This is a genomic window from Bacillus sp. AFS029533, assembly GCF_002585125.1.
GTDB classification, from domain to species: Bacteria; Bacillota; Bacilli; order Bacillales; family Bacillaceae_G; genus Gottfriedia; species Gottfriedia luciferensis_B.
Genome location: NZ_NUQC01000003.1, coordinates 93,981 through 117,577 on the forward strand (window position 1 = coordinate 93,981; position 23,597 = coordinate 117,577).

23 protein-coding genes are annotated in these 23,597 nt (G+C 34.1%); all 23 read left to right on the forward strand.

Annotated elements, in window-relative coordinates:
* Position 1: 1 nt before the first annotated feature.
* Positions 2-952 (forward strand): ACP S-malonyltransferase, encoded by a 951-nt coding sequence (gene fabD / locus COE53_RS01430; protein WP_069034522.1) that lies wholly within the window; start codon positions 2-4, stop codon positions 950-952.
* Positions 946-1,689, forward strand: a complete 744-nt coding sequence (gene fabG, locus COE53_RS01435; protein WP_025568937.1) for a 3-oxoacyl-[acyl-carrier-protein] reductase — start codon at positions 946-948, stop codon at positions 1,687-1,689. The genes fabD and fabG overlap by 7 nt, the downstream gene beginning before the upstream one ends.
* A 67-nt stretch (positions 1,690-1,756) precedes the next feature.
* Positions 1,757-1,990, forward strand: coding sequence for an acyl carrier protein (gene acpP, locus COE53_RS01440; RefSeq protein WP_025568936.1), 234 nt, complete (start codon positions 1,757-1,759; stop codon positions 1,988-1,990).
* Positions 1,991-2,085: 95 nt separating this feature from the next.
* Positions 2,086-2,829, forward strand: coding sequence for a ribonuclease III (gene rnc / locus COE53_RS01445; protein WP_025568935.1), 744 nt, complete (start codon positions 2,086-2,088; stop codon positions 2,827-2,829).
* 242 nt (positions 2,830-3,071) lie between these two features.
* Entirely contained in the window at positions 3,072-6,644 is a 3,573-nt protein-coding gene (smc, locus tag COE53_RS01450; RefSeq protein WP_098947338.1) for a chromosome segregation protein SMC, read from the forward strand.
* Between the two features lie 14 nt (positions 6,645-6,658).
* Positions 6,659-7,651, forward strand: a complete 993-nt coding sequence (gene ftsY, locus COE53_RS01455; protein WP_069034520.1) for a signal recognition particle-docking protein FtsY — start codon at positions 6,659-6,661, stop codon at positions 7,649-7,651.
* 339 nt (positions 7,652-7,990) lie between these two features.
* Positions 7,991-8,323 carry a putative DNA-binding protein gene (locus COE53_RS01460; RefSeq protein WP_025569019.1) on the forward strand — a complete coding sequence of 111 codons (333 nt, stop codon included), beginning with the start codon at positions 7,991-7,993 and terminating at the stop codon, positions 8,321-8,323.
* A gap of 16 nt (positions 8,324-8,339) precedes the next feature.
* Positions 8,340-9,683 (forward strand): signal recognition particle protein, encoded by a 1,344-nt coding sequence (gene ffh, locus COE53_RS01465; RefSeq protein ID WP_025569020.1) that lies wholly within the window; start codon positions 8,340-8,342, stop codon positions 9,681-9,683.
* Between the two features lie 135 nt (positions 9,684-9,818).
* Positions 9,819-10,091, forward strand: coding sequence for a 30S ribosomal protein S16 (rpsP, locus tag COE53_RS01470; protein WP_025569022.1), 273 nt, complete (start codon positions 9,819-9,821; stop codon positions 10,089-10,091).
* Positions 10,092-10,105: 14 nt separating this feature from the next.
* The gene (locus COE53_RS01475) at positions 10,106-10,333 is read left to right on the forward strand and encodes a KH domain-containing protein (RefSeq protein WP_025569023.1); all 228 of its coding nucleotides are present in this window, start codon (positions 10,106-10,108) and stop codon (positions 10,331-10,333) included.
* A gap of 248 nt (positions 10,334-10,581) precedes the next feature.
* Positions 10,582-11,097 (forward strand): ribosome maturation factor RimM, encoded by a 516-nt coding sequence (gene rimM, locus COE53_RS01480; RefSeq protein WP_025569024.1) that lies wholly within the window; start codon positions 10,582-10,584, stop codon positions 11,095-11,097.
* On the forward strand, positions 11,097-11,843 hold the full coding sequence (trmD, locus tag COE53_RS01485) for a tRNA (guanosine(37)-N1)-methyltransferase TrmD (protein WP_025569025.1): 747 nt from the start codon (positions 11,097-11,099) through the stop codon (positions 11,841-11,843). The genes rimM and trmD overlap by 1 nt, the downstream gene beginning before the upstream one ends.
* A 130-nt stretch (positions 11,844-11,973) precedes the next feature.
* The gene (rplS, locus tag COE53_RS01490; RefSeq protein WP_025569026.1) at positions 11,974-12,318 is read left to right on the forward strand and encodes a 50S ribosomal protein L19; all 345 of its coding nucleotides are present in this window, start codon (positions 11,974-11,976) and stop codon (positions 12,316-12,318) included.
* Positions 12,319-12,472: 154 nt separating this feature from the next.
* The gene (lepB, locus tag COE53_RS01495; protein ID WP_025569027.1) at positions 12,473-13,027 is read left to right on the forward strand and encodes a signal peptidase I; all 555 of its coding nucleotides are present in this window, start codon (positions 12,473-12,475) and stop codon (positions 13,025-13,027) included.
* A gap of 45 nt (positions 13,028-13,072) precedes the next feature.
* The gene (ylqF, locus tag COE53_RS01500) at positions 13,073-13,972 is read left to right on the forward strand and encodes a ribosome biogenesis GTPase YlqF (RefSeq protein ID WP_025569028.1); all 900 of its coding nucleotides are present in this window, start codon (positions 13,073-13,075) and stop codon (positions 13,970-13,972) included.
* A gap of 61 nt (positions 13,973-14,033) precedes the next feature.
* Positions 14,034-14,801 carry a ribonuclease HII gene (locus tag COE53_RS01505; RefSeq protein ID WP_025569029.1) on the forward strand — a complete coding sequence of 256 codons (768 nt, stop codon included), beginning with the start codon at positions 14,034-14,036 and terminating at the stop codon, positions 14,799-14,801.
* 372 nt (positions 14,802-15,173) lie between these two features.
* Positions 15,174-16,334, forward strand: a complete 1,161-nt coding sequence (sucC, locus tag COE53_RS01510; RefSeq protein WP_069034519.1) for an ADP-forming succinate--CoA ligase subunit beta — start codon at positions 15,174-15,176, stop codon at positions 16,332-16,334.
* A gap of 16 nt (positions 16,335-16,350) precedes the next feature.
* Positions 16,351-17,265 carry a succinate--CoA ligase subunit alpha gene (gene sucD, locus COE53_RS01515; RefSeq protein ID WP_069034518.1) on the forward strand — a complete coding sequence of 305 codons (915 nt, stop codon included), beginning with the start codon at positions 16,351-16,353 and terminating at the stop codon, positions 17,263-17,265.
* A gap of 57 nt (positions 17,266-17,322) precedes the next feature.
* Complete coding sequence (dprA, locus tag COE53_RS01520; RefSeq protein ID WP_098947340.1) at positions 17,323-18,189, forward strand: DNA-processing protein DprA; 867 nt, start codon at positions 17,323-17,325, stop codon at positions 18,187-18,189.
* A 258-nt stretch (positions 18,190-18,447) separates the two neighbouring features.
* A complete protein-coding gene (topA, locus tag COE53_RS01525; protein ID WP_069034517.1) occupies positions 18,448-20,523 on the forward strand; it encodes a type I DNA topoisomerase in 2,076 nt (691 codons plus the stop codon).
* A gap of 208 nt (positions 20,524-20,731) precedes the next feature.
* The gene (gene trmFO / locus COE53_RS01530) at positions 20,732-22,036 is read left to right on the forward strand and encodes an FADH(2)-oxidizing methylenetetrahydrofolate--tRNA-(uracil(54)-C(5))-methyltransferase TrmFO (RefSeq protein ID WP_069034516.1); all 1,305 of its coding nucleotides are present in this window, start codon (positions 20,732-20,734) and stop codon (positions 22,034-22,036) included.
* A 64-nt stretch (positions 22,037-22,100) separates the two neighbouring features.
* Positions 22,101-23,000, forward strand: a complete 900-nt coding sequence (gene xerC, locus COE53_RS01535; protein WP_069034515.1) for a tyrosine recombinase XerC — start codon at positions 22,101-22,103, stop codon at positions 22,998-23,000.
* A gap of 47 nt (positions 23,001-23,047) precedes the next feature.
* On the forward strand, positions 23,048-23,593 hold the full coding sequence (gene hslV, locus COE53_RS01540; RefSeq protein ID WP_056470870.1) for an ATP-dependent protease subunit HslV: 546 nt from the start codon (positions 23,048-23,050) through the stop codon (positions 23,591-23,593).
* The last annotated feature ends 4 nt before the right edge of the window (positions 23,594-23,597 follow it).

A 23,597-nucleotide genomic window follows, 5' to 3' on the forward strand; every position in this document is an offset into this window, starting at 1 on the left:
AATGGGTAAAGTGGCGTTTATTTTTCCTGGACAAGGATCACAAAAAGTTGGAATGGGTAAAGATGTAGCTGAGAGCTATAATGAATGTGGATCTATTTTTGAAACTGCTAATGAACAAATTGGTTTTAGTCTTTCTGAGATTATTTTCAATGGAACAGATGAAGAGTTAACTGCTACATATCATGCACAGCCAGCAATCTTAACAACTTCAATTGCTATGCTTGAGAAGATTAAATCAGCTGGAATTAAACCAGACTTTGTCGCTGGTCATAGTTTAGGTGAGTTTACAGCACTTGTCGCAGCTGAAAGCATTTCATTTGAAGACGGTGTTAAATTAGTACATACACGTGGGAAATTAATGGAGCAAGCTGTACCAGTAGGACAAGGTGCTATGGCAGCTGTATTATTTTTAGCTCCAGAAAAAATTGAAGAAGTTATTTCTGAAGTGAATAAAAATGGACATTCTGTAGGTATTGCGAATTATAATTCTCCTACACAAGTAGTTATTACAGGAGATGCAGAAGGTGTACAAATTGCTTCTGGTTTACTAAAAGAAGCTGGAGCTAAACGTGTATTACCTTTAAAAGTAAGTGGTCCATTCCACTCATCTTTAATGAAACCTGCTAGTGAAGAATTCCAAAACGAGCTTGGTAAAATAAATGTAAATGATTGTGTAACGCCATTAATTTCAAATGTTACTGCTAAAGTTGTGACAGATGCAAATGAAATTAAAGAATTATTAGTTAATCAATTATATTCTCCGGTAAAATGGAATCAATCGATTCAAGAATTAGTTGATCTTGGTGTTGATACATTTGTTGAAATTGGTCCTGGAAAAGTTTTAACTGGATTAGTAAAAGCAATCTCTCCATCATCAAAATTAGTAAATGTTTATGATGTTGAAACATTAAACCAATTTTTAAATGAATGGGAGGAAATAAAATCATGCTAAATGGTAAAGTTGCATTAGTTACAGGTGGATCTCGCGGTATCGGACGAGCAATCGCCTTAACTTTAGCGAAAAATGGTGCAAATGTAGTTGTTAATTATTCAGGGAATGAAGCGGCTGCTCTTAAAGTTGTAGAAGAAATTACAGCTCTTGGAGTTAAAGCTATTGCATATAAAGCAAATGTATCAAATGGTGAAGAAGTTGCTGCATTAGTAAAAAATACTGTTGATGAATTTGGTAGTATTGATATACTAGTAAACAACGCAGGTATTACAAGAGATGGTCTTTTATTACGTATGAAAGATGCTGATTGGGATGATGTAATTGATACAAACTTAAAAGGCGTATTCAATTGTATCAAAGCAGCAGCGAAGTTTATGACTCGTCAACGTAATGGCCGCATCATTAATATTAGTTCAGTTGTTGGACAAATTGGTAATCCTGGACAAATGAACTATGTAGCTGCAAAAGCTGGCGTATTAGGTTTAACAAAAACAGCAGCAAAGGAATTAGCTTCTAGAAACATTACAGTTAATGCAATTGCACCTGGTTTTATTGAAACTGATATGACAAATGAATTAAATGAGCAAATTAGAACGCAAATGTTATCGAATATTCCATTGCAATCTTTTGGTCAACCAGAAGATATTGCAAATGCTGTAGTGTTCTTAGCAATGGATGCAAGTAGATACATTACTGGCCAAACAATCAATGTTGATGGTGGACTTGTAATGAATTAGTTTGGCGTTTGCCAAATTTTTATGTATAATGCATAAGTAGACAATCTTTGGGGGGAGGTGAATAATAATGCAAGATGTATTAGAGCGCGTATCAAAGATTATTGTTGACCGTTTAGGTGTAGAAGAATCTGAGATCCAAATTACAAGCCGTTTCAAAGAAGATTTAGATGCAGACTCATTAGACGTAGTTGAATTAGTAATGCAATTAGAAGATGAGTTTGAATTAGAAATTTCTGACGAAGATGCTGAAAAAATCGTCACAGTTGGTGATGTTGTGAACTACATAGAGAGCAACATGTAATGAGAAAAGTCCCGTATTTTATACGGGACTTCTCATCATTTTCTTGACTAGTAGGTTTAGCAGCATATCAAACTGCTTTTTAGTTGGAGGTAAATATGCCGCATTCAAGAAGAGTAAGAGAATATAAACTTTCTGATGTTGAAAAAGAGAATTTTGTAAAATTACAAAAACAAATAAATATTATGTTTAATAATGAGGGCTTGCTAATTCAAGCGTTTACACATTCATCCTATGTGAATGAGCATCGTAAAAAACCATATGAAGATAATGAGAGATTAGAATATTTAGGGGATGCTGTTTTAGAGCTTACCGTTTCACAATATTTATTTCAAAAATATATTACTATGAGTGAAGGCGAGTTAACAAAATTACGTGCCGCAATCGTTTGTGAACCATCACTTGTGAAATTTGCGAATGAATTAGATTTTGGTCGATATATATTACTTGGTCGCGGAGAAGAAATGACAGGTGGTCGAACACGTCCAGCATTACTTGCGGATGTTTTTGAAGCATTCATTGGATCATTATATTTGGACCAAGGATTACAAACAGTTATAAACTTCTTATCTCTTCATATATTCCCAAAAATAAACGATGGTGCTTTTTCGCATGTGATGGATTTTAAAAGTCAATTACAAGAGTTTGTACAAAGAGACTCCACAGGTTCAATTGAGTATAAAATACTTCAAGAAAAAGGACCAGCTCATAACCGTGAATTTGTTTCAAAAGTATTATTAAATGGCGAAACATTAGGAATCGGTAGTGGTAGATCTAAAAAAGAAGCAGAGCAACAAGCAGCTAAAGAAGCATTATTAAAATTAAAAGAGTCAAGTAAATAGATTAACTAAAAAATCTAGTAGAAACTTGTCAATTAAACAATCAAACTTGATTTTTAGACTGATTGCAAGCGCTTGACATTCGAGGGTTGAAGCCTGGTGAGGAGTTTAAGTTATCATAGACGATAAAGAGCACCGTTAGACAGGTGAAGCAACGAAGAAAGCGAGCGTTTGGCGGGCAGTCTGCTCCCCCTTTTATGGGGGAGTTTTTGTGTATATAATTAAATCAAAAAGGGGGAATTCAGTTGTTCCTCAAACGACTAGATATAATTGGATTTAAATCATTCGCTCAGCGAGTTACGATCGATTTTGTAAAAGGTGTTACAGCAGTTGTAGGCCCTAATGGAAGTGGTAAAAGTAATATTACAGATGCCATTAGATGGGTATTAGGCGAACAGTCAGTCAAATCATTACGAGGAGCGAAGATGGAGGATATCATTTTTGCTGGTAGTGATGGAAGAAAACCTTTAAATTATGCAGAAGTTACTTTGACTTTAGATAATGAAGATCAACAATTACCACTTGAGTATAGTGAAGTAAGTGTAACTAGACGTGTTTACCGTTCTGGAGATAGTGATTTTTATATTAATAAACAATCTTGTCGCTTAAAAGATATTGTTGATTTATTTATGGATTCTGGACTTGGAAGAGAGGCATTCTCTATTATTTCTCAAGGGAAGGTTGAAGAAATATTAAGCAGTAAGCCAGAAGAGCGAAGAGGAATTTTTGAAGAAGCAGCTGGAGTATTAAAATATAAAAACCGAAAGAAAAAGGCTGAAGCAAAATTATTCGAAACGCAAGAAAACTTAAATCGAGTTGATGATATTTTATTTGAATTAAGTTCTCAAATTGAACCATTAAGAATGCAAGCTTCAATTGCAAAGGAATACATAGAACATAGGGATGAGCTAGAACAGGTTGAGGCAGCTCTCTTAGTATACGAAATTGAATCGCTTCACCAGAAATGGGAAGAGCTTAAACGAGAAATTGCCCAAAATTCTGATTTAGAGATTGCGTTATCGACTGAGATTTCGACTGAAGAATCAAAACAACACGAATTACAAGAGAAGTTAAATGCATTAGATGAATCAATCGATCAATTGCAGCAAGTTTTATTAAGTGTAACGAAGAACTTGGAAAAATATGAAGGTCAGAAAGAGCTAATGAAGGAGCGAAAAAGAAATACTTCAACTCAATCTGAACAATTAAGAAAACAAATTGATGAAGTTACTGATCAAATAAACGAGACGACTAAATTAATCGAAGTAGAAAAAGAGCAAGAAAAACTTTCTCGTCAAAATGTAAACAAAACGAGAACAAATATTGTTGAGATCCAAAATGATATTACATCTTATGAGGGTGATATTGAAGAACAAATCGAATTAATAAAATCTGATTATATTGAGCTTTTAAATAATCAAGCATCGATAAAAAATGAAAAAACGATGCTTGAAAAACAAAGCCAGCAATATTCAGTAAAATCGAGTCGATTAGATATAGAAAATGAAAAATACATTCGTCAAAGAGAGCAATTACAGAATAGAAAAACAGAGTTGCTTAATGAAAAAGAACAATTTGATTTAACGTTTAAAGAGTTAAATGGAAAGTTTGAATCTCTGAATAAGCAGTACAATGAAACTTCAACAGTTTTAAAGGAAAAAGAAGAATTACTTAATAAAGCTTATCAGTTTATTCAACAAACAAAATCAAGAAAAGAAACACTTGAAGAACTTCAAGAAGATTTTGCTGGTTTTAATCAAGGTGTTAAAGAAATATTGAAAGCAAGAGGCACAAGACTAGAAGGTATTAAAGGTGCAATTGCTGAACTAATTACAACAAACAAACAATACGAAATTGCAATTGAAATTGCACTAGGTGCAGCTACACAACAAATTGTTGTTGAAAATGACGAGCATGCTAGAAGAGCAATTCAATTTTTAAAGCAACAACGATTAGGCCGAGCTACATTTTTACCAATGAATATTGTTAAAGCTCGTTTTGTACCAGCTAATGTAATTGAAGGATTAAAAAGAAATCCTTCCTTTATTGGGGTTGCATCATCACTTGTTAGTTATTCAAGCGAGTATGAGCAAGTGATTCAAAACTTACTTGGAACTGTTTTAATCGCACAAGATTTAAAAGGTGCTAATGAGTTGGCTAAACTCGTTGGGCATCGCTATCGCTTTGTCACGCTTGAAGGTGATGTAGTTAATCCTGGTGGAGCGATGACTGGTGGAGCCGTTCGAACAACGAATTCTTCACTTATAGGAAGACAGCGAGAATTAGAAGAAATCACTGTAAAGCTAAAGGATATGCAAGAAAAGACGAACTTGCTTGAAAATGAGGTTCAAACGCTTAAAACGACAAATCTAGAAAGTTCTTCTAAAGCTCAAACGTTAAATGATGAAATTCAAAATGTTAAGCAATTAATTGTTTCAATTATGGAGCAACTAAAAAGTATCGAATTTGAAGAAAAGAATATAAACGATGCTTTAGCAATCTATGATTTAGAAATGGGAAGTTCAGCAAGTGATTTATTAAAGGTTAAAGACCGTCTAGAGGAATTATCATCATTAGAAGCTAATGTAAAAAATGAGATTATTTCAAAAGAACAGAAAATCAATGAATTAACTGAACGGAAACTAAATCAAAAGGAAATTAAAGATGAATTACAATCGAAGTTAACTAGTCTGAAAATTTCTCTAGCACAAGAAGAGCAAAAGTTAAGTTATAGTAACGAAAGAATTCGCCAGTTTGAAGAAAATTCGATAAAACAAAAGCAAATTCTTGAAGAAACGAAGGAAAAAATAATCTTCTTATCAAGTGAACTTATGACGAATGAAAATGGTAAGGAAGAGCTCGAGAAAATCATTTCGGATACTCGAATTGAATTTTCAAAAACGACAGAAATTATTTCGAAACGTCGAGAGCAACGAATTGCTTACCAAACAGAACTAGAAGATTATGTTCAATCATTACGTGAAAAGCAACGTCAATATAAGTCACTTTCTGATTTACTAAAACAACAAGAAGTAAATAGTAATCGACTGGATGTAGAGCTTGAAAATCGTCTTGAACAACTAAATGTAAAGTATATGACTACTTACGAAGCGGCAAAAATGAAATATACACTTGAAATGACAGTTGATGATGCAAGGAAACGAGTTAAACTATTAAAGCGTTCAATTGAGGAATTAGGAACTGTTAATATTGGTGCAATTGATGAGTATGAACGTGTATCTGAACGTCATGATTTTCTTCAAGAACAAAGAACTGATTTAAATGAAGCAAAAATCACACTTTACAATGTAATTAGTGAGATGGATGAAGAAATGACAAAACGTTTTGAAACAAGTTTTAGTGCAATTCGTGAAAAGTTCCAAGTCGTCTTTACTCAGTTGTTTGGTGGCGGAAGAGCTGATTTAGTTCTAACGGATGCGGAAAATTTATTGTTAACAGGTGTTGAAATTGTTGCACAGCCTCCAGGTAAAAAACTTCAAAATTTAGGCCTATTATCAGGAGGCGAACGAGCGCTTACTGCAATTGCTCTACTTTTTGCTATTTTACAAGTACGTCCAGTACCTTTCTGTGTACTTGATGAGGTGGAAGCTGCACTAGATGAAGCCAATGTAGCTCGATTTGCAAAGTTCTTAAAATACTTTAGTGAACAAACTCAATTTATTGTTATTACACACCGTAAAGGTACGATGGAAGAATGTGATGTATTGTACGGTGTTACAATGCAAGAATATGGAGTTTCTACGCTAGTATCAGTTCGTTTAGATGAAGGTGAAGCATTATTATCGAATGGTAATTAGAAAGGATTGAAATTATGAGCTTTTTTAAGAAATTAAAAGAAACAATCTCGAAGCAAACGGAGTCAGTGACTCAAAAATTTAAATCTGGATTAGAGAAATCTAGAAATAACTTGACAGAAGGATTAAACGATTTATTTGCTAGATACCGTAAAGTAGATGAAGATTTTTTTGAAGAACTTGAAGAAATTCTAATTATGGCTGATGTTGGTGTAAACACAGTAATGGAATTAGTAGAGGACTTGAAATTTGAAGTTAAACGAAAAAATATTCAAGATCCAAAAGGTGTACAAGAGGTTATTTCTGAAAAATTAGTTGAATTGTATAAAGGTAATGATTTAACAGATGATTCATTTGAGTTAAATTTAAATCCTGATGGTTTAACAGTTGTTTTATTTGTTGGAGTTAACGGAGTAGGAAAAACGACTTCAATTGGTAAAATTGCTCATAAACTAAAAACTGAAGGCAAAAAAGTACTACTTGCTGCTGGAGACACATTTAGAGCCGGAGCGATTGAACAATTAGAAGTTTGGGGAGATCGTGTCGGTGTTGAAACAATTAAACAAGGTGAAGGATCAGACCCTGCTGCAGTAATGTATGATGCAGTTCAAGCTGCAAAAGCTCGTAAAGTCGATGTTTTACTTTGTGACACAGCAGGCCGTCTACAAAATAAAGTAAACTTAATGAAAGAACTTGAAAAAGTACGTAACGTCATTGCTAGAGAAGTACCTGGTGCACCACACGAAGTATTACTAGTAATTGATGCAACGACTGGCCAAAATGGTCTTGTTCAAGCGAAAACATTCTCCGAAGCTACAAATGTTTCTGGTATCGTCTTAACGAAACTAGATGGAACGGCTAAAGGTGGTATTGTTTTAGCAATCCGAAACGAACTAAAAGTACCCGTTAAATTCGTTGGCCTTGGCGAACAAATGGACGACCTACAACCATTCCAAGCAGAACAATTTGTATATGGCCTATTTGGAGATTTAATAAATAAAGAAGCATAAGTAATTAAGAATTGAAGTGGATCTGTTTAAATTAAAAAGACATATCCACTTTTTTTAAAATATGTTAATAACAAGATTGGTAAGATCATGTTCAAATGAATGCAAGATGGCCAACATAAAGCAAGCACTCCACAGTGGAAATTAACTAACAAATAACGTAAGTTTCAAATTTGCTAAAGTTAAGAAGACAATTAGGATAAAAGTTCAAATTAATTTCGTTGTTTTGATTTTCATTAATCGTCAAGTAAAAAACTTGACAGATATTTGTGTATTAGGTAAACTAGCATATGTAAAGGCAATTCACTTAACAAAGGAGTGATAGTTTTGGCAGATCATACAATGTTAGATAAGACGATGAGAATCAATTATCTATATGATTTTTATCATTCTCTTTTAACTCCTAAACAACAAAGCTATATGTCATTATATTATTTGGATGACTATTCTTTAGGTGAGATTGCGGAAGAGTTTAACATAAGTAGACAGGCGGTTTATGATAATATAAAACGTACTGAAGCTATGTTAGAAGAATATGAAGAGAAATTATTACTTCTAAAAAAATTTCAACAACGAAATGAACTTTTAAATCATTTGAAAACTTATGCTAAAAAAGGTAAAGTTGTAGATGACGAGTTTCTTCGAGTGATCGATGCGTTAGAGAAATTAGAATAATAAGGAGGACGGTTTTATGGCATTTGAAGGATTAGCCGACCGACTTCAAAAGACATTACAAAAGGTTCGAGGCAAAGGTAAAGTATCTGAATCTGATGTCAAGGAAATGATGAGAGAAGTTCGTCTTGCTTTACTAGAGGCGGATGTTAACTTTAAAGTTGTTAAAGATTTTGTGAAACGTGTTTCTGAACGAGCTGTAGGACAAGAAGTATTACAAAGCTTAACGCCTGGTCAACATGTTGTAAAGGTAGTTCAAGAAGAACTAACGGCATTAATGGGTGGAGAACAAAGCAAAATTGCTGTTTCAAATCGCCCGCCGACTGTTATTATGATGGTTGGTTTACAAGGTGCTGGTAAAACAACAACGACTGGTAAATTAGCGAATTTACTTCGAAAAAAGTACAATCGTAAGCCACTTTTAGTTGCAGCAGATATTTACCGTCCTGCCGCGATTAAACAGCTTCAAACATTAGGTAAACAACTAGATTTGCCTGTATTTACATTAGGAGATCAAGTAAGTCCGGTTGAAATTGCGAAACAAGCGATTCAACACGCTAAGGATGAACATCATGACTATGTCCTAATTGATACTGCAGGTCGTTTACATATTGACGAAGGTTTAATGGAAGAACTTGCACAAATTAAAGAACTTTCAAAACCTGAAGAAATCTTCCTAGTTGTTGATGCAATGACAGGACAAGATGCAGTCAATGTGGCACAAAGCTTTAATGATCAATTAGGTTTAACTGGAGTCGTTTTAACGAAGCTTGATGGCGATACTCGTGGTGGTGCCGCATTATCAATTCGTGCAGTTACAAATACTCCAATTAAATTTGTTGGACTTGGTGAAAAACTAGATGCAATTGAGCCGTTCCATCCAGAACGAATGGCATCACGTATTCTAGGAATGGGTGATGTGCTTACTTTAATTGAAAAGGCACAAGAAAACGTAGACCAAGAAAAAGCAAAAGAAATGGAACAAAAATTAAGAAATGCATCTTTTACTTTAGATGATTTCTTAGACCAACTTTCTCAAGTTAAAAAAATGGGACCACTTGGTGATATTTTAAAAATGATGCCAGGTGCAAACAAAATTAAAGGATTGAATGATCTGCAAATTGACGATAAACAAATCGCTCATGTAGAGGCAATTATTCAATCGATGACAAAGCAGGAAAAGCTTACACCAGATATTATTAACTCAAGTCGCAGAAAGCGAATAGCTAGAGGTTCTGGTCGCCCTGTACAAGAAATAAACCGTTTATTAAAACAGTTTGAAGAAATGAAAAAAATGATGAAAATGATGGGCGGTATGCAAAAAGGGAAGAAGAAAGGTTTTAAATTTCCGGGCTTATTCTAACCTATTTGTATAATTTTCCAGCATTTAAACATCATTTAATAAAAAATTATGCTGTTAAGAAATTTTACTTTACAAACAGTATTGGTTTTTGATAATATATAAATCGTTGTAAATATTTTCGGAGGTGCTTTAAAAATGGCAGTTAAAATTCGTTTAAAACGTATGGGAGCTAAAAAATCTCCTTTTTACCGTGTAGTAGTAGCAGACGCTCGTTCTCCTCGTGATGGACGTTTCATCGAGGAAATTGGAACTTACAATCCAGTTGCTCAACCAGCTGAAATCAAAATTAACGAAGAAGCAGCATTAAAATGGTTAGGAACAGGTGCTAAACCATCTGATACAGTTCGTAACTTATTCTCTAAAGCTGGTATCTTAGAGAAATTCCACAACGCTCGCAACGGCAAGTAATTATGGAAAAAAAGATGAATACACTCATCAATGCAATTGTTTCAAGTCTTGTAGATCATCCAGAGGATATTTCACTTCAAGTTAAAGAAGATGAGAACAATCTATTCTTTCATTTACAGGTAAACCCTGAAGATGCTGGTAGAGTGATTGGCAAACATGGTAAAATTGCTAAAGCGATTCGTACGGTTGTATATGCAGCAAGTAATGAACACGCAAAACGTATTCACTTAGATATTCAGTAAAGTAAAACGGTCCTTGGCTATAGCTAAGGGCCGTTTTCAACATTACAGAGTTTACGAGCACTAGCTCTCGAATAACATGTTGTCGTTTGAGCTTTGAGGTAGCTTTTAATGCTTTTATGACTTTTAGATATGCTATACTTGGCATTAGACATCTTGTATTAACCGTCTAAGGTCTCAGATAGACATATATACCATCTAAATGGTCAAACTAATCATAAACATAGAAATTTTAATATAGAGGTAAAAAAATGAAAAAATATTTAAATGTCGGAAAAATTGTAAATACACATGGAGTTCGAGGAGAGGTTCGTGTTATCTCAAGAACTGATTTTCCAGAAAAACGTTACGTAAAAGGTAATACACTATATTTCTTTAAGGAAAACGAATCGACACCAATTGAATTAGTCGTAACAAGTCACCGTGTACATAAAAATTTTGATTTACTTACATTTGAAGGGTATGAGTCTTTAAACTCTGTAGAACCACTTAAGAATGGGATTTTAAAGATTACTGAAGATCAATTACACGAGCTAGATAAAAATGAGTACTATTACCATGAAATTATTGGTTGTGCTGTTGAGACAATTGATGGAGAAGAAATCGGAAAAATAAAAGAAATATTATCTCCAGGCGCAAATGATGTATGGGTTATTCAAAGAAAAGGTCAAAAAGATGCTCTTATTCCTTATATCGAGCAAATTGTGAAAGAAATAGATGTAGCGAATAAAAAGGTTAAAATCGAATTAATGGAAGGTCTATTATGATGAAATTAGACTTTTTAACCCTTTTTCCAGAAATGTTTGAAGGAGTTTTAAATTCTTCTATTTTAAAAAAAGCACAAGAAAAAGAGGCGGTTAAATTTCGCTGTGTAAATTTTAGAGATTACTCTACGAATAAACATTCAAATGTTGATGATTATCCATATGGTGGCGGCGCTGGTATGGTACTAGCCCCACAGCCGATTTTTGATGCTGTTGATGAATTAGTATCAAAAAGTGAGAATAAGCCGAGAGTAGTCCTTCTATGCCCTCAAGGAGAGCGATTTAATCAACGTAAAGCTGAAGAGCTTGCAAAAGAAGAGCATTTAATTTTTATTTGTGGACATTATGAAGGCTATGATGAACGAATTCGTGAACATGTAGTGACGGATGAAATCTCAATTGGGGATTATGTATTAACAGGTGGAGAACTTGGTGCTATGGTTATTGCTGATAGCGTTGTTCGTTTATTACCTGGGGTACTTGGTAATACTACTTCAAAAATTGAAGATTCATTTAGTACAGGCTTATTAGAGCATCCTCATTACACGAGACCTGCAGAATTTAGAGGTCATAAAGTACCAGATGTTTTATTATCAGGAAATCATGCGAAAATCGAAGAATGGCGAACAAAGCAATCTTTTAAACGAACGATCACGCGACGTCCAGACTTACTCGAAAACTACTCTCTTTCTAAAATAGAGTCAAAATGGATGGAGCAAGTAAAAGAAGAATTAAACAAAGAAAACTAGTTGCGTGCACTAATAGAATATGTTAATATAACTTGTGGCTTGAGTAAATACTTAAGCCTTTATTCTCGGTGTTCCGCTGCGAGTCACTAAATCTTGTAAGAGCATCGGTTGGAAAAGGAGAGCATACATTATGCAAAATTTAATCAACGAAATTACAAAAGAACAACTAAGAACTGACTTACCAGCATTCCGTCCTGGTGATACTGTACGAGTTCACGTTAAAGTTGTTGAGGGTACTCGTGAGCGTATCCAATTATTCGAAGGTGTAGTTATTAAACGTCGTGGTGGCGGAATTAGCGAAACTTTCACAGTTCGTAAAATTTCTTACGGAGTTGGTGTTGAACGTACGTTCCCAATTCACACTCCAAAAATTGCTAAATTAGATGTTGTTCGTCGCGGTAAAGTACGTCGTGCTAAACTTTACTACCTACGTGCACTTACTGGTAAAAAAGCAAGAATTAAAGAACTTCGATAGTCTTTTGAAAGGAGCTTGTATTAAACAAGCTCCTTTTTTTCCAATATTTGTAGATTATGGATATAATAAAAAGTAAAATAGAATACATAAATTAAGTTATTAACTTAACTGGTTAAAACTGCAAAACGTATGGTTATAAAATGGAGGGATTAGGTTGAAAGAAAGCAATAGTGGTGGAATTTGGGAATTAGTTAAAACAATTTTTATTGCGCTTGTACTTGCACTTGGTATTCGAACATTCCTTTTTACACCGGTTTTAGTTGACGGTATCTCAATGATGCCAACACTACAGGATCAAAGTAGAATGATTGTAAATAAGATCGTATACAAACTACATGAACCTAGACGTTTTGATATTGTAGTCTTCCATGCTACAAAGGAAAAAGATTATATTAAACGAGTGATTGGCTTACCTGGTGACACAGTAGAATATAAAAATGATGTCCTATATGTTAACGGTAAACCGTATAAAGAACCATATTTGAACGAATATAAAAAAGAAACGACAGATGGTCCTCTAACTGAAGACTTTAAGTTAGAAGAGATTACTGGTAGAAAAACTGTACCTAAAGGACAAGTATTCGTTTTAGGGGATAATCGTCGATTAAGTAAAGATAGTCGTATTATCGGAACAGTTAGTCAAAAAGAAATTTTAGGCCGAGCAAGTTTTGTTTTTTGGCCGTTATCTGAGGTTGAAATGGCGAAATAAAAGCCAAATTAATCTTGATTATTCAATGTATAAGAAGGTGGCAACATGACGATTCAATGGTTTCCTGGCCATATGGCAAAAGCTAGAAGACAAGTTACAGAAAAACTTTCACTAATTGATGTAGTAATTGAATTAGCAGATGCAAGGGTACCTGCTGCTTCTAGAAATCCAATGATCGATGAAATAATTTCAAATAAACCGAGATTACTTTTATTAAATAAAGCAGATTTAGCAGATCCAAGAATTACTCAGCAATGGTTAGCACATTACGAAAAACAAGGCGTAATGGCAATTGCTATTGATGCAGCATCTGGACAAGGGTTAAAAGCGATTATTTCTTCCTGTGAAATACTTGTAAAAGAGAAATTTGATAAAATGAGATCAAAAGGGATTAAACCACGCGCAATTCGAGCATTAATAGTTGGGATCCCGAATGTAGGAAAATCGACTTTAATCAATAAGCTCGCACGAAAAAATATTGCTAAAACTGGTGACCGTCCAGGCGTAACGCAAGCACAGCAGTGGATAAAAGTAGGGAAAGAAATTGAACTGCTTGATACACCGGGTATATTGTGGCCTAAATTTGAAGATCAACTTGTAGGTCTTCGTTTAGCAACTACAGGGGCAATAAAAGATAGTATCATTAACCTACAAGAAGTAATGATTTATGCGATTAAATATTTAAGAGAGTTTTATCCAAATGTATTAAAAGATAGATATGACATGAATGAGGAAGTTTTATTTTCTGAAGAAGTCGTTGATATTTTTGATCATATTGGAAAGAAACGTGGATTACTTATGTCAGGCGGAATGATAGATTATGATAAAACATCTGATTTATTTTTACGTGAGCTAAGAGCAGGGAAATTAGGAAGATTAACTTTCGAAAATCCATCAATGCTTGAAGTAACTGATGAAATATTAGAAGAAAGTGCGCAAGAATAAGCGTACTTTCTTCTTTTTTAATGAAATTTTATGGTCCAAACAAAGATAAAAGGAGTTCTATATTATGTCTCTGAAAATAGATGAAATAAAAAATATACTAAGTGAAATAACTGACCCTACGAACGAACTCTTAAAAGAATTTGAAAGTGATCAAAGAATTGGTGTGCAAAAACTAGTTGCTAAATGGTATAGAGAACAAGAAAAAAGAGATTTAGCTAGGGAGAAATTCCTTAAAATGATGGAATATGAACAGAATCTTTATAGCCAAAATATAAAGTTAATTGCAGGAGTAGATGAAGTCGGTAGAGGTCCATTAGCTGGTCCTGTTGTAGCAGCGGCAGTAATTTTAGCGGAAAATACTGAGCTAATTGGGTTAGATGATTCCAAAAAATTATCTAAAGAAAAACGACAGTATTTCGTAAAGCGGATCAAGGAAGAAGCAATTTCTTATGGAGTTGGTATGGCAAGTTCAACAGAAATTGATGAAATCAATATTTATGAAGCGACTAAATTAGCGATGAGACGTGCGATCGAACAACTTACTCATTCGCCTGAACATTTATTAATTGATGCAATGAAACTACCACTGGATATTTCTCAAACATCAATCATTAAGGGCGATGCAACGAGCATTAGTATAGCAGCTGCCTCTGTACTCGCAAAAGAAACAAGAGATTCTTTAATGTGCGAACTTAGTGTAAAACACCCAAACTATGGATTTGAAAAGCATATGGGATATGGAACAAAGGAACATTTAAAAGCGATCGATGAGCATGGAATAATTAATGAACATAGAAGATCCTTTGCACCAATCAAAGAAAAAGTTTGATTGTAAAAATAATTGGAAGTTAGACTACATCAATTTACTGAAGTAGTCTAAAATAGATTAGATTAACGACATTTAATATTACATAACATTTTAATTTTGTACAAAGTAGATAAATAAATCGAAATGATAAAAACCTAAAATTAAAATGCTCCTAACTGTCGTTAATTTATTTTTTATTGGACAAGGATAAATTATTGGAAAAATAATATTGTAATATGATAAACTACATTGACTATTGTATCTGAAAGGGTTTTCTATATAAAAACATAGAATATTTAATTCTTTTCTACTAAAGTATTTACAGTATATTCTGTAAGAGATACAATAGGGATGTGTTTTAATTTGTCTTGTTCTAAAAGGGGAGGATGGATCATGAATATCCATGAGTATCAAGGGAAAGAAATCCTACGAGGCTATGGCGTAAAAGTACCAAATGGTAAAGTTGCTTTCACAGTTGAAGAAGCAGTAGAAGCAGCTAAAGAATTAGGTACAGCTGTATGCGTAGTAAAAGCTCAAATTCACGCTGGTGGCCGCGGTAAAGCGGGTGGCGTAAAAGTAGCGAAAAATTTAGATGAAGTAAATACATATGCTAGTGAAATTCTAGGTAAAGTATTAGTTACTCATCAAACTGGACCAGAAGGTAAGGAAGTTAAGCGCTTACTTATCGAAGAAGGCTGCGATATTAAAAAAGAGTATTATGTTGGTTTAGTTTTAGACCGCGCTACTTCACAAGTTGTATTAATGGCTTCTGAAGAAGGTGGAACTGAAATTGAAGAAGTAGCTGAAAAAACACCTGAAAAAATCTTTAAAGAGTATATTGATCCAGCAGTAGGTCTACAAGGCTTCCAAGCACGTCGTATTGCGTTCAATATCAACATTCCAAGCAACTTAGTAAACAAAGCTGTTAAGTTCATGATGGGCTTATATACTGCGTTTATCGAAAAAGATTGCTCAATCGCTGAAATTAATCCATTAGTAGTTACAGGTGATGGAGAAGTAATGGCATTAGATGCAAAGTTAAACTTTGACTCAAATGCTTTATATCGTCATGCAGACATTTTAGCTTACCGTGACTTAGAAGAAGAAGATCCAAAAGAAATCGAAGCTTCTAAGTATGACTTAAACTATATTTCTTTATACGGAAATATCGGATGTATGGTTAATGGTGCTGGTCTAGCAATGGCTACAATGGATATCATTAAACACTACGGTGGAGATCCGGCTAACTTCCTTGATGTGGGGGGCGGTGCTACAGCTGAGAAAGTTACTGAAGCGTTTAAAATCATCCTTTCTGACCAAAATGTTAAAGGTATTTTCGTTAATATCTTCGGCGGCATCATGAAGTGTGATGTTATTGCTGAAGGTGTAATCGAAGCAACTAAACAAGTTGGTTTACACTTACCATTAGTAGTTCGTTTAGAAGGAACGAATGTTGAATTAGGTAAGAAGATTCTTAATGAGTCTGGCTTAAACATTGTTGCAGCAGATTCAATGGCTGATGGCGCTGAAAAAATCGTTGCACTTGTAGGCTAAGAGAGGGAGGATAAAAATGAGCGTATTCATTAATAAAGATACTAAAGTCATTGTACAAGGTATTACTGGTTCACAAGGCTTATTCCATACAACTCAAATGTTAGAGTATGGTACTAAAATCGTTGGTGGTGTAACTCCTGGTAAAGGTGGAACTGACATTGCTGGCGTACCTGTATTCAATACAGTTAAAGATGCAGTTGAAGTTACTGGTGCTAATGCATCTGTAATCTACGTGCCACCAGCATTTGCTGCTGATGCAATCATGGAAGCAGTTGATGCAGAATTAGATATCGCGATTTGTATTACAGAAGGTATTCCAGTACTTGATATGGTAAAAGTTAAAAAGTACATGGAAGGCAAAAAGACTAGATTAGTTGGTCCTAACTGTCCTGGTGTTATCACTCCAGATGAGTGTAAAATTGGTATCATGCCTGGTTACATTCACAAAAAAGGTCATGTAGGAATCGTATCACGTTCTGGTACATTAACTTATGAGGCTGTACATCAATTAACTCAAGCTGGTATTGGTCAATCTACAGCTGTAGGTATTGGTGGAGACCCTGTAAATGGAACAAACTTCATCGATGTATTAAAAGCATTCAATGAAGATCCAGAAACTTATGCAGTTATTATGATTGGTGAAATCGGTGGAACTGCAGAAGAAGAAGCTGCTGAGTGGGTACAAGCTAATATGGCGAAACCAGTAGTAGGATTCATTGGCGGTCAAACAGCTCCAGAAGGTAAACGTATGGGACATGCTGGTGCAATCATCGCAGGCGGTAAAGGTACTGCTAAAGAGAAAATGGCTACAATGGAAAGCTGTGGCATTAAAGTTGCACTTACTCCTGCAGTAATGGGCGAAACTTTAATTGGTGCATTAAAAGAGCGTGGCTTATATGAACAATGTAAGACACATGAAGCTTTAGTATAAGAATAATTATAAGTAGCCTCCGATAGGAGGCTACTTTCTTATAAGAAAGGAGAATACATGGAAAAGAAAATTCGACTTATTCATTTGCATCATTTTTTATTTGAAAACTATCAAGCAATCAAGAAGATTCTTCTCTATGATCATCATTTAGAAAACCTCTATCAATATTCACCTTCCATATTTAAAACTACATTTCAAATGACTTCTAAGGCCGCTGATAAATTATATAATCAACTTCATTCAACTTCCATTTTTGATATTTTAAAAGAAAGCTATAAAAAAAATATTAAAATTATTACAATTTATGATGATTTATATCCGGATTTGTTAAGAGAAATATGTGACCCTCCGTTTGTTTTATATTTAAAAGGTAATGAAAATATCCTAAATAAACAATTTATGTTGAGTATAATTGGGGCAAGAAAACCAACCTCATTTGCGAAAATTATTTGTGATTCATTAATAATAGGTCTGATAAGAGAAAATTGTGTTATTGTTAGTGGAATGGCATCTGGATGTGATTCAATTGCACATAATTCAGCTATTTTCCACAACGGAACAACGATTGCAGTTGTTGGATGTGGGTTAGACTATATATATCCGAAGGAAAACTGTAACTTATTTAATGAGCTATCTATAAATCATTTAGTTATTAGCGAATATCCATATTATATTAGACCAGAAAAAAGATATTTTCCTAGAAGAAATAGAATTATTGCTGGTTTATCAAAAGGTTTAATCGTTTTAGAGGCTAAGGAGAAGAGCGGGACAATGATTACTGCAAATTTTGCAATTCAATATAATAGAGAGGTATTTGCAGTGCCAGGTCCGATTATAATGGAAGAATATAAAGGGAATCATCGATTAATTCAGGATGGAGCGAAATTAATTACATGTACAAATGATATTTTAGAGGAATTTTAGGAATATACTAAAAAATAAAAAAATATGTTTATATTACAAAATATTGACAATACTAATGCGACTTGTGTTATTTTATATCTAAATAAAATTTGACTAATGTATAGAATAAACTATACAATTTGAAATTGTATGAAGGAAAATCAAAAATATAAATTGAACTCTTCTTATTATGAATCTATTTGAGAATACATAAGAATAAAAGAAAGAAATAAGGAATACAGAGAGTAAAGAATAGGAAACTCTCGGGAGGCTTAAAAGATGGCAGAAAATTTAGTTATAGTGGAGTCCCCTTCAAAGGCTAAAACAATAGAAAAGTACTTAGGTAAAAAATTCAAAGTAATCGCATCAATGGGACATGTTCGAGATCTACCTAAAAGCCAGATGGGGATTGAAATAGAAAACGATTACAACCCAAAATACATAACAATCCGTGGAAAAGGTCCAGTTTTAAAGGATTTAAGATCTGCTGCGAAAAAAGCAAAAAAAATCTATCTAGCAGCCGATCCAGATCGTGAAGGTGAAGCAATAGCGTGGCATATTGCGAATACACTCAATATCGATACATCATCGGATTGCCGTGTAGTGTTTAATGAAATTACAAAAGACGCTATTAAAGAGTCATTTAAAAAGCCTAGACCAATTAATATGAATTTAGTAGACGCCCAGCAAGCAAGACGTGTACTAGATCGTTTAGTAGGGTATAACATTAGCCCATTATTATGGAAGAAAGTGAAAAAGGGCTTAAGTGCTGGTCGAGTTCAATCTGTCGCTCTTAGACTAATTATCGAACGAGAAAAAGAGATTCAAATCTTCCAACCTGAAGAATATTGGACAATTAAAAGTAAAGCTTTAACAAAGAAAGAAACATTTGATACTTCTTTTTACGGAGTTAATGGTAAAAAGTTGGAATTAAATTCTGAGACTGACGTGAAAAATATTTTATCACAAATCAAAGGTGAACACTTTGAAGTTCAAAGTGTTACTAGAAAAGAACGTAAACGTAATCCAGCAACTGCTTTTACTACATCCTTACTACAGCAGGAAGCAGCTAGAAAATTAAATATGCGTGCAAAGAAAACGATGATGATTGCACAGCAATTATATGAAGGAATTTCGCTTGGTAGTGGAGGACAGGTTGGATTAATCACATATATGAGAACTGATTCAACTAGAATATCCGATGTTGCGGCTGAGGAAGCAAAATCTTATATAATTGACACTTATGGTGCAGATTTTGTTGCTACAAATAAAAAAAGTGAAAAAAAATCAGATAAAGTACAAGATGCACACGAAGCAATTAGACCAACGTCTACATTACGTTCGCCTGATACAATCAAAGCACATGTTAGCCGTGATCAATATCGACTTTATAAATTAATATGGGAACGATTTGTTGCTAGTCAGATGGCATCTGCAGTACTAGATACGGTTAAAGTTGACTTAATTAATAATGATGTAATATTTAGAGCAAATGGGTCAGTCGTTAAATTCCCTGGTTTTATGAAGGTGTATATAGAAAGTAATGATGATGGCACAGAAGAGAAAGATCGTATCCTTCCACCATTAGCTGAAGGTGAAAAAGTTAAATTAGAAGATATATTACCTGAACAACATTTTACTCAACCACCTCCGCGATACACGGAAGCTAGATTAGTAAAAACGCTTGAAGAGTTAGGAATAGGTCGACCATCAACATATGTACCAACTTTAGAAACGATTCAAAAACGTGGATATGTTTCATTAGATAATAAACGTTTTGTACCTACTGAACTAGGTCACATAGTATTTGATTTAGTCGTTGAGTTTTTCCCAGAAGTAATTAATATTGAGTTTACGGTTCAAATGGAAGGTGACCTTGATAAAATTGAAGACGGCAATGTGAATTGGATTCAAATCATCGATCAATTTTATAGAGGTTTTGAGAAACACTTAGAAATAGCTGAGAAAGAAATGCAAAAAGTTGAAATTAGAGATGAACCTGCTGGTGAAGACTGTGAAGTATGTGGAAGCCCGATGGTATTTAAAATGGGCAGATACGGTAAGTTCATGGCGTGCTCAAACTTTCCAGATTGTAGAAATACAAAAGCAATTGTAAAAGATATTGGTGTCAAATGTCCTACATGTAAAGATGGGAATATAATTGAGCGTAAATCGAAAAAGAATCGAATATTCTATGGATGTACGAATTATCCAGAATGTGAATTCTTATCATGGGATAAGCCAATTGCAAGACCATGTCCGAAATGTGAAAACTTATTAGTTGAAAAGAAAATGAAAAAAGGTATTCAAGTTCAATGTGTATCATGTGACTACAAAGAGGACCAACAAGTGTGAGTAATTAATTTACTTACTTACCTTAAGACTTTTTAGCAAATCAGTCTGAAATTCATATTTCCTAAAGAATTTGTCTAAATAAAAGTGTGAGCAATTTATTTGCTCACTTTTACTTTTCATATCAACTTTTAATTAAGAAATCATTAAGTAAAAAATTATAAAATATGATTACGTAATTTTGATTGAATCAGCGTAGAAGGAGTTAACAATGAAAGAACAATTTATTAATGTAATTGGAGCAGGATTAGCAGGAAGCGAGGCTGCTTATCAAATCGCAAAAAGAGGAATTAAAGTACATTTATACGAGATGAGACCTGTTAAACAAACTCCTGCTCATCATACTGATAAGTTTGCTGAGTTAGTTTGTAGTAATTCACTAAGAGCGAATACACTAACGAACGCTGTAGGGGTATTAAAAGAGGAAATGAGACGATTAGATTCAGTTATTATTCGATCTGCTGATGAGTGTGCTGTACCAGCAGGTGGTGCGTTAGCTGTAGACCGACATGAGTTTGCTAGCCGTGTAACTGAATATGTAAAAAATCATCCAAATGTAACTGTGCATAACGAAGAAATGACTAAAATTCCTGAAGGACCAACAGTTATCGCAACAGGACCTTTAACATCACCTGAATTATCACAGCAATTAAAAGAATTAACGGGTGAAGATTATTTCTATTTTTATGATGCAGCGGCTCCAATAGTTGAAAAAGAAAGTATTGATTTAAATAAAGTATATTTAAAATCAAGATATGATAAAGGTGAAGCAGCTTACTTAAATTGCCCAATGACAGAAGAGGAATTTGATCGTTTTTATGAAGCATTAACTACTGCAGAAACAGTTCCTTTAAAAGAATTTGAAAAAGAGATTTTCTTTGAAGGTTGTATGCCAGTTGAAGTAATGGCTAAACGTGGAAAGCAAACATTATTATTTGGACCAATGAAACCAGTAGGCTTAGAGGATCCAAAGACTGGTAAAACGCCGTATGCAGTTGTTCAACTACGCCAGGATGACAGTGCTGGAACTTTATATAATATAGTAGGATTCCAAACGCATTTAAAATGGGGGCCTCAAAAAGAAGTTTTACAATTAATACCTGGCCTTGAGAATGCTGAGATCGTACGATATGGTGTAATGCATCGAAATACGTTTATAAATTCACCGAATCTATTAGAAGCAACATATCGTTTTAAAGGACGTGAAGATTTATTCTTTGCAGGTCAAATGACTGGAGTGGAAGGTTATGTAGAATCTGCAGCATCTGGTTTAGTAGCGGGAATAAATGCAGCTAGATACGTAATGGAAAAAGAGTTAGTCGTATTCCCAGCAGAAACTGCAATTGGAAGTATGGCTAATTATATAACGACAACAAGTGCAAAACACTTCCAACCAATGAATGCTAATTTCGGTCTATTCCCTAGGCTTGATGTCAAAATTAAAAGAAAACAAGAACGATATGAAGCTTATGCAAACCGTGCATTAGAATCAATTATGAATTTTGTAGAATGTTAAGAAAATAAATTGCAAATAGCTACTTAATATGTTAGTATGTAGTGGCTTGTGAGGAGAAATTACCTTGAATATTAAAATATTGTGTCAATTATTCATTCAGTATTTACAATTAGAGAAAAACTCTTCACAATACACATTAAATAGTTATAAAAAAATTGTTGAACAATTTCTAGTTTTTATGGAGCAACAATCCATTATTTCATTTTCTTCAGTTACTTATTCTGATGTTCGTCTCTATTTAACAACTTTGCATGACAAACAGCTATCAAGACGTACAGTCTCAAAGCATATTTCTTGTTTAAGAAGTTTCTATCGTTTTCTTATGAGAGAAAATGAAGCAAAAGAGAATCCTTTTGTATTAGCGTCACTTCCTAAAAAAGAAACTATGATACCAAGATTTTTGTACAAGGAAGAACTTGAAAAACTATTTAAGATTAGCGATCTAGATACGGAACTTGGACAAAGAAATCAAGCTCTTTTAGAATTGCTATATGCTACCGGAATCCGAGTAAGCGAATGCTGTAATTTGAAATTAAAAGACATAGATTTTCAAATTGGGACTATTTTAGTAACGGGCAAAGGGAATAAACAGCGGTATATTCCCTTTGGCAGTTATGCAGAAAAAGCTCTTCATACATATATAGAAGATGGCCGAAATAGACTGATAGTAGCTAACAAGCAAATGAATGACGATCTTTTTTTGAATCACCGTGGTACAAAACTAACGGCAAGAGGTGTCCGTGGTATATTAGAAAAAATGATCAAAGATACTTCGTTGACTAATAAAATCTATCCACATATGTTAAGGCATACCTTTGCTACGCATATGCTTGATAACGGTGCTGACATTCGTAGTGTTCAAGAATTACTTGGGCATGAGAATTTATCATCTACTCAAATCTATACACATGTAACGAAGGAAAGATTACAAAAGGTATACAATTTACATCATCCTAGAGCATAAATTCGCTCAATTTTAGAAATTAATCGACATTTCTAAGGAGGATTCACATGTCCAATTTTCATGCTACAACGATTTTCGCAATCAGACACGATGGTAAAAGTGCCATGGCTGGTGATGGCCAAGTAACTTTTGGAAATGCAGTAGTAATGAAGCATACTGCAAGAAAAGTTAGAAAGCTTTTTAATGGAAAAGTTTTAGCTGGTTTTGCAGGATCTGTTGCAGATGCATTTACTTTATTCGAACTTTTTGAGGGCAAGTTAGTTGAATATAATGGTAATATTCAACGAGCTGCTGTTGAATTAGCAAAAAAATGGAGAACAGATCGAGTATTACATAAACTTGAAGCATTGCTAATCGTAATGGATCATAATTCATTATTATTAATTTCTGGTACTGGTGAAGTAATTGAGCCTGACGATGGAATTCTTGCAATCGGTTCTGGAGGGAATTACGCCCTTGCAGCAGGCCGTGCGCTAAAGGAAAACGCAGGGGAAAATCTCTCAGCAAAACAAATTGCCTATGCTAGTTTAAAAACTGCAAGTGATATTTGTGTGTATACGAACGGAAATATAATTTTAGAAGAATTAGAATAGGAGA